Annotated in this window: 15 protein-coding genes; 6 read left to right on the top strand and 9 right to left on the bottom strand. The window is 40.5% G+C overall.

Features of this window, described 5'->3' with window-relative positions; genetic code table 11:
* The first annotated feature begins 284 nt into the window (after positions 1–284).
* Both CVS89_RS01360 and crcB read left to right on the top strand, forming a co-directional pair.
* The gene (locus CVS89_RS01360) at positions 285–1,124 is read left to right on the top strand and encodes a biotin synthase (RefSeq protein ID WP_107848062.1); all 840 of its coding nucleotides are present in this window, start codon (positions 285–287) and stop codon (positions 1,122–1,124) included.
* On the top strand, positions 1,124–1,477 hold the full coding sequence (gene crcB, locus CVS89_RS01365; RefSeq protein WP_107848063.1) for a fluoride efflux transporter CrcB: 354 nt from the start codon (positions 1,124–1,126) through the stop codon (positions 1,475–1,477). Before CVS89_RS01360 ends, crcB begins: the two co-directional genes overlap by 1 nt.
* A 531-nt stretch (positions 1,478–2,008) precedes the next feature.
* Here the strand turns inward: crcB and CVS89_RS01370 are convergent.
* Positions 2,009–2,491, bottom strand: a complete 483-nt coding sequence (locus CVS89_RS01370; RefSeq protein ID WP_107848064.1) for a hypothetical protein — start codon at positions 2,489–2,491, stop codon at positions 2,009–2,011.
* Positions 2,492–2,607: 116 nt separating this feature from the next.
* Here CVS89_RS01370 and CVS89_RS01375 point away from each other — a divergent pair, with 116 nt between their 5' ends.
* The 3 genes from CVS89_RS01375 to CVS89_RS01385 are packed head-to-tail and all read left to right on the top strand — an operon-like array spanning position 2,608 to position 5,851.
* Positions 2,608–3,771, top strand: coding sequence for a cation:proton antiporter (locus tag CVS89_RS01375; RefSeq protein ID WP_002940802.1), 1,164 nt, complete (start codon positions 2,608–2,610; stop codon positions 3,769–3,771).
* 2 nt (positions 3,772–3,773) lie between these two features.
* Positions 3,774–5,051, top strand: coding sequence for a citrate synthase (locus CVS89_RS01380; protein ID WP_103589875.1), 1,278 nt, complete (start codon positions 3,774–3,776; stop codon positions 5,049–5,051).
* On the top strand, positions 5,048–5,851 hold the full coding sequence (locus tag CVS89_RS01385) for a 3'(2'),5'-bisphosphate nucleotidase CysQ family protein (protein ID WP_107848065.1): 804 nt from the start codon (positions 5,048–5,050) through the stop codon (positions 5,849–5,851). The genes CVS89_RS01380 and CVS89_RS01385 overlap by 4 nt, the downstream gene beginning before the upstream one ends.
* 2 nt (positions 5,852–5,853) lie before the next feature.
* On the opposite strand, the gene CVS89_RS01390 is transcribed toward CVS89_RS01385, so the two are convergent.
* From CVS89_RS01390 to CVS89_RS01425, 8 genes are read right to left on the bottom strand one after another with little or no spacing between them, the layout of a single operon-like run.
* Positions 5,854–6,318, bottom strand: coding sequence for a damage-inducible protein (locus CVS89_RS01390; protein ID WP_107848066.1), 465 nt, complete (start codon positions 6,316–6,318; stop codon positions 5,854–5,856).
* Position 6,319: 1 nt separating this feature from the next.
* A complete protein-coding gene (locus CVS89_RS01395) occupies positions 6,320–7,876 on the bottom strand; it encodes a class I SAM-dependent methyltransferase (RefSeq protein WP_107848067.1) in 1,557 nt (518 codons plus the stop codon).
* A 9-nt stretch (positions 7,877–7,885) separates the two neighbouring features.
* The gene (locus tag CVS89_RS01400; RefSeq protein WP_107848068.1) at positions 7,886–8,383 is read right to left on the bottom strand and encodes a redoxin family protein; all 498 of its coding nucleotides are present in this window, start codon (positions 8,381–8,383) and stop codon (positions 7,886–7,888) included.
* A gap of 36 nt (positions 8,384–8,419) precedes the next feature.
* Positions 8,420–9,094, bottom strand: coding sequence for a molybdate ABC transporter permease subunit (modB, locus tag CVS89_RS01405; protein WP_107848069.1), 675 nt, complete (start codon positions 9,092–9,094; stop codon positions 8,420–8,422).
* Positions 9,094–9,951, bottom strand: a complete 858-nt coding sequence (locus tag CVS89_RS01410) for a sulfate/molybdate ABC transporter ATP-binding protein (RefSeq protein ID WP_107848070.1) — start codon at positions 9,949–9,951, stop codon at positions 9,094–9,096. Before CVS89_RS01410 ends, modB begins: the two co-directional genes overlap by 1 nt.
* 2 nt (positions 9,952–9,953) lie before the next feature.
* On the bottom strand, positions 9,954–10,343 hold the full coding sequence (locus tag CVS89_RS01415) for a TOBE domain-containing protein (RefSeq protein ID WP_107848071.1): 390 nt from the start codon (positions 10,341–10,343) through the stop codon (positions 9,954–9,956).
* Positions 10,340–11,095 (bottom strand): molybdate ABC transporter substrate-binding protein, encoded by a 756-nt coding sequence (gene modA, locus CVS89_RS01420; RefSeq protein ID WP_107848072.1) that lies wholly within the window; start codon positions 11,093–11,095, stop codon positions 10,340–10,342. Before modA ends, CVS89_RS01415 begins: the two co-directional genes overlap by 4 nt.
* Entirely contained in the window at positions 11,096–11,878 is a 783-nt protein-coding gene (locus tag CVS89_RS01425; protein ID WP_103581455.1) for a TOBE domain-containing protein, read from the bottom strand.
* Positions 11,879–12,032: 154 nt separating this feature from the next.
* On the opposite strand from CVS89_RS01425, the gene CVS89_RS01430 reads away from it, so the two are divergent.
* Positions 12,033–12,743: an MlaA family lipoprotein gene (locus CVS89_RS01430; RefSeq protein ID WP_107848073.1), complete on the top strand. Its 711-nt coding sequence runs from the start codon at positions 12,033–12,035 to the stop codon at positions 12,741–12,743.

Raw genomic sequence — 12,743 nt, forward strand, 5'->3', positions numbered from 1 at the left:
ATTGTTAAGGGGGAAGGGAGCGACTTCGTAATTCAAGCTTCTTCCCCCTTAACAAAGAAAAACATTAAATTTCTAAAAATTTTTTTATAAATTTTAAAATTCCATTCACTCGCAAGAATTGACTACTGATTTTAGGTCTCGCAAAGCTTGCCACTAAAATCAGAGCCGAAATTACTCGTTCATGAAATTTTAAAATTTGATAGAGTTTTTGCAAAACAACAAGCCACTCTACTTAAATTTTAAACCTACCAAAGCTATAATGCTCCCCAAAAAAGGACAAAAAAATGAAGACAATTATGCTTTGTGCGATATGCTCCGTCACTCAGGGAAACTGCGCTGAGGACTGCGCTTATTGCACGCAAAGTGCCAAAGCTGGCGCTGATATTACAAAATTTAAAGAAAAAAGCGTGCAGCAGGTGGTGGACGAGGCCAAAATGGCATATAAAAACCACGCTCTTGGCTTTTGTTTAGTCACAAGTGGTGCTAGGCTAAATGATAAAAAGACCGACTATATCGCATCTTTAGCAAGAGCCGTGCATAAAGAAGTGCCAAATTTGATGCTCATCGCATGTAACGGTATGGCGACCTACGAGCAGCTTTGTGAGCTCAAAAAGGCTGGCGTTTTTAGCTACAACCACAACCTAGAAACAAGCCGTGAGTTTTTCTCAAAAATCTGCACAACCCACTCTTGGGACGAGAGATATCAGACAAATTTAGACGCAAAAAGGGCTGGGCTCATGCTTTGCACTGGCGGCATTTACGGCGTTGGCGAGAGCGAGGCTGACAGGGTGAGCTTTAGAGCTAGCCTAAAAGAGCTTGAGCCGTTTTCATCGCCTATAAATTTTTTCATAAAAAGCGACGCTCTAAGGCTTGATCAGCCACCTCTTAGCGCAGATGAAGCCCTAAAAATAGTGCGCGAAACCAAAAGCGCGCTGCCAGAAACTAGGGTCATGATAGCTGGCGGCAGGGAAAAGATATTGGGCGAGAGGCAGTACGAGATCTTTGAAAATGGCGCAGACGCGATCGTGATAGGCGACTACCTCACCGCAAAGGGCGAGAAGGCGAGCAAGGACATCGAGGAGCTTACAAAGCGTGGTTTTAGCTTTGCAAGTATCTGCCACTAATGCTTGTAAATTTGCTTTTTGCGGGGCTTGGAGGCTTTATCGGAGCTGGGTGCAGGTTTTTAGCCGGCGAGCTGCTAAAATTTAGCCACTTTCCCATGACCACGCTTGGCGTAAATGTGCTTGGCAGCTTCATTATCGGCGTTTTATTTTGCTTAAATTTAAGCCAAAGTGTGAGGGTTTTCTTAGTCGTTGGCATACTTGGTGGCTTTACCACGTTTTCAAGCTTTAGCCTTGATAGCGTTAAATTTTTACTAGAAGGCGAACTCGTAAAAGGCTTTTTAAATATAATTTTAAATTTAAGCCTTTGCCTGCTCGCAAGCTATCTTGGCATTTTACTTGGTAAAAATTTATGAGGCTTTAAGGTGTGTAATAAAAATAGCTTTATTTATGCCATTTTACAAATTTTAAAACTCCATTCACTCGCAAAAATTGACTACTAAAATTTGGCTTCGCTTACCGCTTAGCTCAAATTTTAGAGCCGAAATTACTCGCTCATGAAATTATAAAATTTGCTCTAAATTTATCTGATGACAAACCGCATGCAGTGCGAAGCACTGAAGCATGCACTTTGAACGTGCGAGTGGTTTTTACTTCGACTTCGTCTCGTAACTGCAAGCAGACGAGGGATTTAAAAAGGGGGATAAGGGGACGGCCTCGTAACTCGAGTCCCCTTGTCTCCCTTTTGAATAAAAGTATCACAAATGAATTTTTATATTTTTTTAAATTTTAAAATTCCATTCACTCGCAAGAATTGGCTACTGATTTTAGGTCTCGCAAAGCTTGCCACTAAAATCAGAGCCGAAATTACTCGTTCATGAAATTTTAAAATTTGCTCAAATTTAATAAAACTGCATATAGTGCGAAGCGTCGCCACATGCGCCTCTCTACCTAGCTTCTACCTTTGGCATCTGCAGCATAAAATTTCTAGCTTCGCTTAAAAGCACCGGCTTAAGTGCATCTGCTGATGTTTGTGGGTCGTAAATTCTCTCATACGAAAGCATCAAAACTCCATCTTTTTTAAGCAAAAAGTGGATTATTTCTATATTTTTGCTCTTAGCCCCATCTTTTATGAGAGCTAAAATTTGATCATTTTCTTCGCTAAAAAGCACGTTTTTATCTTGCTTAAGAGCCCTTTTTAGCTCTTCTAGCTCGCTTTTTGTCTTGACATCTTTGTCAAACTTTACCTTAAACGAGGCAAAGTGCTCGTCCATATTTTCATTTTTTAAAAAGTAAAAGCTCTCGTTTTTAACCACTTGCTTTTTATAAAATGTGCTCCCATCAAATCTAAAACTTTCAACTAAGCTTATCTCGCCTGCCAAAGAAAAGACACCAAAAAGCAGCAAAACAAAAAGGCTAAATTTACGCATAAAATTTCACTCCAAATTTCTAAAAATAGCCGCCATTTTGCCCAAATTTCGCTTAGCTTAATCAAAAAATAACAAAGCTTTTTATACAATCAGGCATTTTTATTTTAAGGATCTTTTTGCAGTTACACCAAGCAAGCGAGCTTAGCATCCTTGTCGTTTTGGCATTTATCGTCTTTGCTTCGCCTTATATTTCTAAAATTTTACGCATCCCAGTCGCGCCTGCTGAGATACTACTTGGAGCGGTTGCTGGCTACATCGGAGTTGTCGGCGAAAACGAGATGTTTAAGCTCATCAGCGAAGTTGGCTTTTTCTTTTTGATGTTTCTAGCTGGCATGGAGATCGACCTTAGGATGCTAATAAACATCGACCGTAAAATTTTGCGCCTTGGGCTCATCTACCTAGCGCTCATCTACGCTCTAGCCACGGCCTTGACGCTAGGACTTGAGCTTAGCCTGCTTTACATCATCATCATCCCGATAATGGCCGTTGGCATGATATTTACGCTATTTAAGGAGTATGGCAAGCAGCAAGAGTGGTTAAATTTAAGCATGCTAATAGCAACCATCGGCGAGCTTTTAAGCATCACGCTTCTAACCTTTACCGCTGCTTACTTGCAGTTTGGAGCGAGCATAAATTTATGGCTAACGATTGGATATTTGATCCTATTTTTGGCTATCAGCGTGCTTAGCTTTAAAATTTTGGACGTGCTTTTTTGGTGGTATCCGGGGCTTAAAGTGGTGCTCATGCCGCACTACGACAAGGACGAGAAGGACATCAGGCTTTGCATCGCGGTATTTTTCACGATGATAGCCTTGATGCTCTATCTAAATTTAGAGGTTGCCTTTGGTGCGTTTATCGCAGGTATGTTTATTACGACATTTTTTGATCACAAAAAGGACTTGCCGCACAAGCTTTCAAGCTTTGGATTTGGCTTTTTGGTGCCGATATTTTTCATCCACATAGGCTCTACTTTCAAGCTTTCAAGCCTAGGATCTAGCGAAGTGATAAAGGATGCTATTTTTATATTTTTAGCGATGCTTGGCACGAGAGTTGTATCTAGTTTGCTCTTTTTGGGCAAGCTTGGCTTTAGAGGGATATTTTTATTTTCAGTTTCGCAGTCTATGCCGCTCACTCTTTTGATCGCAGTTGCTACTATCGCACACAAATCAGGCGAGATAAGTGACTATTCTTACTCATCTTTCATCCTAGCAAGCCTCGCACAAGCTATAATAGGAGCTATAATCATCAAAATTTTAATGCAATCAAAAAGCAAGGAGTAAAAATGTCATCAAACACAGCCACACTAATCGACAACCGAACTGGCAAGAGCTATGAATTTCCTATCCTAAAAGGCACGATGGGGCCAGACGTCATCGACATATCGACCTTCTTTAGCGACACTGGGATGTTTACCTTTGACAGGGGCTACACCTCAACTGCGATGTGCCGCTCAGCCATAACCTACATCGACGGCCTAAAGGGCGAGCTCATGTATAGAGGCTACGACATCGCCTATTTGGCTGAAAATAAGACATTTTTGGACGTTGCCTACCTACTTTTAAACAAAGAGCTACCAACTGGCGAGCAATATGCAAGTTTCAAAGATGAGCTTAAAAAAAGGAGCTTCATACACGAGGGGATGATGAAGCTATTTGATGCATTTCCAGACAAGGCGCACCCTATGGCGATCTTGCAGGCAGCAGTCTCAGCGCTAAGTGCCTTTTACTCAGACCACCTAAATATGGACAAGCCTGAAGAGTATCACGAGATGGCTATGAGGATAATCGCCAAGATCCCAACTATAGCGGCCTTTAGCTACCGCTACTCACGCGGTCTTCCTATCATATATCCAAATTTAGATCGTGGCTTTACTGAAAATTTCCTCTACATGATGAGGGGCTATCCATACGAGCACGTCGATCTTAAGCCAATCGAGATCAAGGCGCTTGATACGGTCTTTATGCTGCACGCTGACCACGAGCAAAACGCCTCGACTACGACTGTTAGGACAGTTGGCTCTACGCACGCGCACCCATACGCATGTATAAGTGCAGGCATCGGCGCTCTTTGGGGCTGGGCTCATGGCGGAGCAAACGAGGGCGTTATCCGCCAGCTTGAAGAGATCGGCTCGGTCGCAAACGTCGATAAATACATCGCTAGAGCAAAGGATAAGAACGATCCATTTAGACTAATGGGCTTTGGCCACAGGGTCTATAAAAATTTTGACCCTCGCGCAAAGGTGCTTAAAAAGATGAGAGATCAGCTGATGGACGAGATCGGCATTAGCTCAGAGCTCATAAAGATCGCCAACCGCATCGAAGAGATCGCGCTAAATGACGACTACTTTGTAAGTAGAAATTTATATCCAAATGTTGATTTTCACTCAGGGCTCATTTTAAAGGCGCTTGGCATACCAAATAATATGTTTGCCGTCATTTTCGTGATCGGCAGGACGCCAGGCTGGATCAGCCAGTGGATCGAGCTAAAAGAGCAAGAGAGTATAAAGATCGTCCGCCCAAGACAGCTCTACGTCGGAGAGACAAACAGAACACCAAAATGAGCGAGCTTTTAAATTTAGCCATCAAGGCAGCCATCAGCGCTGGGGGTGAGATAATGAAATTTTACTCATCTAATGGCCAGGCGCTTAAAGTCTGCCTAAAAGATGACAGCTCGCCGCTAACTAGCGCTGATATAGCGGCAAATGAGGTGATACTAAAAGAGCTAAGCAAAAGCGGGATAAAAATTTGCTCTGAAGAGAGCATCTTGCAAGATAGCGATAAAGATGAGTTTTGGCTAGTTGATCCCCTTGATGGCACGAAAGAATTTTTAGCTAGAAATGGCGAATTTTGTGTTTGTATAGCGCTTATAAAAGAGGCTAGACCGGTGCTTGGCGTCATTTTTATCCCAGTTAGTAAAGAGCTTTTTTACGCTGATGAAAACGGCGCTTTTAAAGAAATTTTAGGCACAAATGATGAGGTCGTAGAAAAACAAGATCTAAATGAAAAAGCTAAAAGCTTAAATAGCTTCATCTTTTCAAGCAGAAGAGGCGAGACGAAGAAGGTTGAACTTGTAAGAGATAGTTTAAATTTAGAGCAAAAATGCATCGGATCTGCCATTAAATTTTGCCGTTTAGCCGAGCTTGGCGGGATATATGTGAGATTTAGCCCAAGCTATCTTTGGGACAATGCTGCAGGTGAGGCGGTAGTGAAATTTAGCGGTGGCAAGGTCTTAAACGCTAGCGACAGATGCGAGCCAAGCTACAAGCTAGCGGATCTAAAAAGCCCATTTTACGTAGCTTTTGGCAAAAATGCTTTGAGCTTAGAGGATGAAGTTTTTAAGCTTATAGAGCAGGGCAGATAAGGCTACTTGCACATTATCTCACCACTCATCTTTAAAAATGCGCTCTCGTTTTGCTCTAAAAATTTATTTGCCGCTTCTAAATCTTGAAATTTATCTTTTAGTCTGATCACTAAAGTGCCACATTTTAGCTCTCTAGCTCGCTCCAAACTAGCATCAAAGCTTTGCGTTAGATCATTTATGCTTTTTATCAAAAGATCGTTTTTACCTAGCTCTTTTACGCTAAATTTGGCGTGTCTCTCAGCTCTTACTACGCCAAGATAGTTTGCGACTTTAGCATTGCTTATATAGATGAAAACTCCCTCACGCAAGTTGCTGCTAAATGCCACTGCATCATCTTGCTCAAGTATCTTTGCAAGCTCTTCGCCACCATAGTCTAGGCTGCTTTTAAGATTTAGATTTTTCACGCTTGGCTTGCTAGCACAACCTGCTAGAAATATACAAAATATAAGAGCAAGAATTTTTTTCATTTTAAATTTCCTCAAGCAAATAGAGCATGCTAGCTATCTTTGCTGTGCCTACGATGTAGCCCTTTAAGTGAGTGACTAGTTTTTCGTTTTTAAGCTCTTTGCCATTTTTATCAGATATTTTTATGCTGTTTTCTTTTACAAATTTTAAACTCTTAGCAGCTATTTCTTCTAAAGTATTTTTGCCATCAAGTAGTAAAAATATATAGTAATCAAGCCTGTCAAGACGTTCTGTGAGACCAAATTTGTTTGCAAAGGTAATGTCTGCGTTATCTTTATGGTTTAAAAAGTACTTTATATAGCCAGTTAAATTTGCCTTTAGCCTTGAGTGATTTGGAGCGTACTCTATATCTTTTAGCTCATCTTTTACGATCATTGCGCTTGCTGAGTTAGTTAAAAGCCTTACAAAAGCGCTATAAACCATGAGTTTATCTTCTGGCAAAATCTCTAAAATTTGAGAGAGATTTATGCTAGCTGGATACATCCTATAAAAGACCTCACAAAGCCAAGATATATCTTGAGGCATAAGAGAAAATTTATCATGCCAGCCATCATCTTTTTTTACAAAGTCGGCCACGACGTGAATTTTATTTACATCGCTTGGTCCTATTTGTTTATTAGCCACGCTCTCATAAGCTTTAGCATGCACGATGAGACTTTGCCTAAAGACCTTGTTGCTAACTATATCTAAAAACTGCTCTAGATCGATCCTATCTTTAAATTTCTTATCTTTATAGTTATCTACATGCTCTATACCAAGATCTGGTACAAAAAGGTCTTCAAGTCCATATTCGCAAAGATAGGCAAGATCGTTTTTAGCTAGCATGGCGTTAAAGTCTTTAAAGTAAAATGGATCGTTTATCTCTTCTAAAAACTCATGAGCTATATAAAAATCATCCTTTTCAAGCACGTTATCTATCCAGTGAAGCAGCAACTTTGCAGGGATTTTATCTTCATAATTTTCTCCAAGCTTTGTTAGCAAGACCTCTTTATATACTAAAAGCGCCTCTTTAGCAGCTTTTAGCCTCTCTTCTGTGCTATCTTTATCTTTTGCGGCAAGTAGCATGAGATCACGCACGACATCTTTTATCTTCCAGCCTGGGTATGTGTTATAAGAGATAAACGCCACGCCGTTTTGACTTAAATTTTCTCTTACGACCTTTAAAATAGCATCTTTCACAAAGTCAGGCACCCAGCTAAAGACGCCGTGAGCGATGATATAGTCAAATTTCTCATCACTTTTAAACTCGCAGATATCGCCGTGAATTAGCTCTAAATTTTGTAGTCCTATTTCTTTAACGATCTCTTTACCACGCCTTATTTGCTCGCCGCTAAGATCGATGCCAACTACTCTTGCATTCTCGTTATTTACGGCAAATGGGATCAAATTTCCACCAAAACTGCAACCTATCTCCAAAACTTTTGCATTTTTGCAAGGCGGTGGATTGATACCAAGAAGTGTGGCGCAAGCCTCTAGTTTATAGGGCGATGACTGCGCAAATGCCGCTGATTTATATGTTAGCTCGTCATAAGACTTTTCGATCTTGCTATTTTTGTCCATCTTCTATCCTTAGTAGTCTTCGTTTTTTATCTTCTCCAACATATTTTTAGCGTCGTTTTCAGGTTCATCAACTATATATGCGCGCCTTATATTGCCACCTTTTATGATAAGTGTTTGACGAAAGTAAAATTTATGCCCATTTGAAGCTGCAAATACAGGCAATTCAAGCGCGCGCTCTAGCATAAACTCGCTATCATTTAAAAACATCACGCCAGTTGCGGTCTCTTCTTCAAATTTCTTCTGAGCTGCGATATCTTGGGAGCCAATAGCTACTACCATAAAGCCAAGATCGTTAAATTCTTTAAGAAGTTTTTTGTAGTTTATCGCTTGTTTGGTGCAGCCTTTCATGCCAGCAGTTTTTTGTAGCTGTTCGCTTAAAAGCTCGAAGTCCTCGCCTATCTTTGGATAGATAAAAACTACGCAGTCGTGGGTCCTTGCAAAGGCTGAAAAGTCAAATTTTTTACCGTCTAAAGTCCTTAAATAGATGCTTGTAGGCACTTTTATCATGTTTTGTCCTTTAAAAATTTTATCTATTATATATCTTTAAGCTTTTTTTGAATTTAAGAGATAGACGACAAAAAGAACGAAAAAGCTAATTATTAGCATCAAAAGAGCGTAAATGTGAGCTTTGGTATAGTCAAGCATCTCAACTGCTTCAAATATCGCGATACTAGCGACCTTGCTCTCGCCAGCCACGCTACCACCTATCATCAAAACCACGCCAAACTCGCCCATCGTATGAGCGAAGCTAACAACGATCGCGGTTAGTAAATTTGATCTGATACTTGGCAAGATCACTCTAAAAATGGTCGTGAGCTTGCTTTTGCCAAGGCTGTAGCTCGCCTCAAAAAGGCTCTTTTTTAGACTATTTAGCCCAGCATAAATGGGCCCAAACATAAATGGCAGCGAGTAGATGCAGCTTGCCACAACAAGGCCAGTGAAGTTAAAAACTAGCCTCACGCCAAAGAGCTCTTCGATAAATTTACCAAAGGCCGAGTAAGGCGAGAGAAAAATGAGCAGATAAAAGCCAAGAACGCTTGGCGGCAGCACCAAAGGCAGCGAGATGATGGACTCTAAAAACGCCTTGCCAAAGAATTTCTTTTGCGACATAAAGTAAGCAAGCCCTACGCAGAAGAAAAATAGGATAAAGGTCGTGATAAAAGAGAGCTTTAGCGAGAGCCAAAATGGCTCGTAATCAATATTTGCTAGCTCACTCATCATGCTTTTACCAAATTTACGCCAAAGGCTTTTGTGCTAACCACCACCGTGTCGCCAGCTCTTAGTCCACTAGCTTCTGCGCTACTTAGCACGACCTCGCAAATTTGGCGGTTTATTAGCACGCTTGCTACAAAAATGGCGTCACACTTTTTGATCTCCAAAACCTTAGCGTTAAATGCAAATTTCTGCGATCCAGCACTTTTTAAAAATATCTCGCTCGCACTGCCAGACCTTGAAATTTTGCCATTTTCAAGGACAAAAACCTTGCTACAAAGCTTGTAAATTTCAGCTATGTCGTGACTTACTAAGATAACACTCATCTTAAACTCATCGTGAAGCGCTAGCAAATAGTCTTGCAGCTTCTCGCGCATAGCGTTATCTAGGGCACTTAGTGGCTCATCAAGTAGTAAAATTTCAGGCTTTCTCATCACCGCACGAGCAAGTGCTACGCGCTGCTTTTGACCGCCTGAAAGTTCGCCTATCTTGGCGTTTTTTAGGCTCTTTAGCTCGCAAATTTCAAGTAGTTTGTTTGCTAAATTTTCATCATTATTTGCAAAGAGTAAATTTTTAAAGACGTTCATATTTTCAAAAAGTGCATAGTCTTGAAATAAAAAGCCGATATTTCGCTTTTGCGGGGCTAAATTTGTCTTTTCGTCAAAAAAGATCTTATCTCCAACCTTTATCACGCCACTTTGTGGGGCTTCAAAGCCAGCGATAAGTCTTAAAATCGTCGTTTTACCTCCACCACTTGCTCCATAAAGTGCGACAAACTCGCCACTTTCAAAGGCAAGCTCGGCCTCAAGCATAAATTTACCGCCACCGCCATTTAGCTCTTTTTTGCAAGAAATTTCTATCATTTTTAAGCGCTTACGTGGATACTTGTTGATTTAACGTAGGCAAATACCTGCCCGCCTACCGCTAAATTTAGCCCTTTTAGAGCGTGATCTGAGATGATAGCCTCAAAGCAAAACTGCTCACACTTTAGGCCAACTATGCTTAAAATTTCACCGCGATTTATGCCAGCGACCTCGCATTTTAGCTCATTTTCAAGCGAACTAGCCTCAAGTCTAAGCTTTGATAGGACGACGTCTGAGCTTTTGAAATTTAAGCTCACCTCATCATTTAGAGCAAATTTGCTAGCCTCATTTAAGGCTAGCATATATAAATTTGTCCCTAAATTTAAGCACTCAAGCCCAAAAAAGCTGACGCCATCTTTAGATGAAATTTGAATGATCTTTGCTCTTATCATTTAGCTGGGACGTTGTAGCCAAATTTCTTGAAAATTTCTTTTGCTTTATCGCCCAAGATAAACTCATAAAATGCCTTTGCATCAGCGTTACCATCAGCATGTTTTAAGAGTACGATGCCTTGATCGATCGGAGTGTAGAGCTCTTGAGGCACGAAGATATAGTTAGTACCCTCTTTGTATTTTGCCATTTTCTCGCTAAAAAGCGCGCTAGCAGCGATAAAGCCAACATCTGAAGCGCTTAGTGCCTGAGAAAGTGTCTCAGAAATTTTTTGAGCATAGACGATGTTTTTATCTACTTCGTTATAAAGTTTTGCATTTTTAAGAGCCTCGATACTAGCTTTGCCGTAAGGTGCAGTCTCTGGATTTGCTACCGAGATCGCTTTTAAGCCACGAACCACTTCGATGCCCTTTTTAAAATCCACATCTCTTATAGAAAAGATCGCTACAGCGCCTTGTGCATAAACTTTTGGTGCAGCCACTGCAAAGCCTGTGTCGTAAGCTTTTTGCGCAAAGCCCATATCAGCAGCCATGAAGATATCAGCTGGAGCTGAATTTTGGATCTGGGTAACAAGGCCACCGCTTGCGCCAAGAGTTAGGTTGATCTTAGCGTCTGGATGAAGCTTGTTAAACTCTTTTATAAGCTCAGGAAACGCATAAGTCGTGTTTGCTGCGGCATAGACATTTACGTCAGCGCCAAAAGCGTTTATGGCAAGCAGTGCTGCCACACATAGAAATTTAAAAACCTTTTTCATTTATACTCCTATTATGATTTGAGATGATTTTACTATTGCTAAAAGCGTGTCACCAACGCCTATTTGCATATCCATCGCGCTATCTTTTGTGATGATGGCAGTTAAAGTTTGCTCGTCGCTTAGTTTTAGCGTGACCTCGGCATTTACAGCGCCTATCTTTGCCTCGATGACCTCACCTTTTAGCTGATTTTTAGTGCTTATTTTTATATCAAGATCCTTTGCAAGGATGACAGATGGCGCTTTAAAGATGAAAACTACCTTTTGACCCACTTTTAGGCCTAAATTTTTCTCGCTCTCAACTGTTATGGTCGCTTCAAGCGTGTTGCCATTGCTTAGCTTTGCAGTGATCTCAGAATTTACAGCGCCTCTATTTATACTAACGATCTCGCATGAGAGCTGGTTTCTAGCGCTTAAATTCATACTCATTCTTTGTAAATTTATGATATCAACATCTTCAAAATCAACCTTTTGGCAAATTTTTTGCAAAAAATCCTTTTGTGTCTCGAGGATAGCGTCGTAAATTTTTATCAGTTTTTTGGCGTATGGGCTAAGCTCTGAACCGCTATTTTTCTTATTGCCGTCGGCTCTTATTATGAGTGGCTTGCTGCTTTTGTTATTTATCGTATCTAAGCAGTCCCAAGCGTTTTTGTATGATATGCCGACAACCTCAGCTGCTTTTGTGATACTTTTTGTCTCTTTTATCGCCTTAAGTAGGGCTATATGCTTTGCTAAAACCTGCGTATCTTCGCCTAGAAATAGCTCTAAATTTATATCTGCTTTCAAAATTTTAACCTCTAAATATATAATAATAATTTGCAAAGTATATCTAATTATATTAATTCACAAGCTTAAAATTACAAATTTTCTTTAATTTCTTGTAAAGTTTCAAGAGGATAAAATCAAGCTGTTTTTTATAAATAAATTTTAAGGTTTTATGATGAAATTTTTGCTTGCTATCTTTTGTAGCCTGCTTTTAGCCTGTGCCAGCGCTGATCTGAACGCAAACAGTGAAAAAGATGATTTTGACGTTGAGTTTGAAGCAAAAAAAGATGTTTTTGACCCGCTTAGTGGCTATAACAGAGTGATGACAAACGTAAATGACTTTATCTACATAAATATGCTAACTCCAGTGGCAAAAGGCTACGCTTATGTCGTGCCAGCTACGGCTAGAACGATGGTTGCAAATTTCTTTGACAACCTTCTTTTTCCAGTGCGTTTTGTAAATAACTTGCTTCAGTTTAAATTTCAAAATGCTGGCGAAGAGACTTTGCGATTTTTGGCAAATACGATAATTGGCTTTGGAGGGCTAACGGACGGGGCAAAATACTATGATCTAAAGCCTCACAACGAAGACTTTGGACAAACCCTCGGTTACTGGGGGCTAGGAAGCGGCTTTCACATCGTTTGGCCTTTGCTTGGACCATCAAATTTAAGAGATACTGGAGGCCTAGTTGGAGACTATTTTGCCGATCCTATCAGCTACGTTGATCCTAGGCTTTTATCGCTTGGTATCAAATCTTATAGAGCATTTAACGGCTTTTCACAAGATCCAACTGCTTATGAAAAACTACGCAAAGACGCGATCGATCTATATCCATTTTTACGCGATGCTTACGAGCAAAGACGCGATAAACTTATCAAGGAGTAA

This window comes from Campylobacter concisus (assembly GCF_003048615.2).
Lineage (GTDB): Bacteria > Campylobacterota > Campylobacteria > Campylobacterales > Campylobacteraceae > Campylobacter_A > Campylobacter_A concisus_C.

Excerpts from the sequence above, each read along its gene's own strand:
- CVS89_RS01395 (WP_107848067.1), bottom strand. The coding sequence starts at position 7,876 with ATGGACAAAAATAGCAAGATCGAAAAGTCTTATGACGAGCTAACATAT.
- CVS89_RS01385 (WP_107848065.1), top strand. The coding sequence starts at position 5,048 with ATGAGCGAGCTTTTAAATTTAGCCATCAAGGCAGCCATCAGCGCTGGG.
- modB (WP_107848069.1), bottom strand. The coding sequence starts at position 9,094 with ATGAGTGAGCTAGCAAATATTGATTACGAGCCATTTTGGCTCTCGCTA.
- CVS89_RS01360 (WP_107848062.1), top strand. The coding sequence starts at position 285 with ATGAAGACAATTATGCTTTGTGCGATATGCTCCGTCACTCAGGGAAAC.
- CVS89_RS01410 (WP_107848070.1), bottom strand. The coding sequence starts at position 9,951 with ATGATAGAAATTTCTTGCAAAAAAGAGCTAAATGGCGGTGGCGGTAAA.
- crcB (WP_107848063.1), top strand. The coding sequence starts at position 1,124 with ATGCTTGTAAATTTGCTTTTTGCGGGGCTTGGAGGCTTTATCGGAGCT.
- CVS89_RS01370 (WP_107848064.1), bottom strand. The coding sequence starts at position 2,491 with ATGCGTAAATTTAGCCTTTTTGTTTTGCTGCTTTTTGGTGTCTTTTCT.
- CVS89_RS01390 (WP_107848066.1), bottom strand. The coding sequence starts at position 6,318 with ATGAAAAAAATTCTTGCTCTTATATTTTGTATATTTCTAGCAGGTTGT.
- CVS89_RS01380 (WP_103589875.1), top strand. The coding sequence starts at position 3,774 with ATGTCATCAAACACAGCCACACTAATCGACAACCGAACTGGCAAGAGC.
- modA (WP_107848072.1), bottom strand. The coding sequence starts at position 11,095 with ATGAAAAAGGTTTTTAAATTTCTATGTGTGGCAGCACTGCTTGCCATA.
- CVS89_RS01400 (WP_107848068.1), bottom strand. The coding sequence starts at position 8,383 with ATGATAAAAGTGCCTACAAGCATCTATTTAAGGACTTTAGACGGTAAA.
- CVS89_RS01415 (WP_107848071.1), bottom strand. The coding sequence starts at position 10,343 with ATGATAAGAGCAAAGATCATTCAAATTTCATCTAAAGATGGCGTCAGC.
- CVS89_RS01430 (WP_107848073.1), top strand. The coding sequence starts at position 12,033 with ATGAAATTTTTGCTTGCTATCTTTTGTAGCCTGCTTTTAGCCTGTGCC.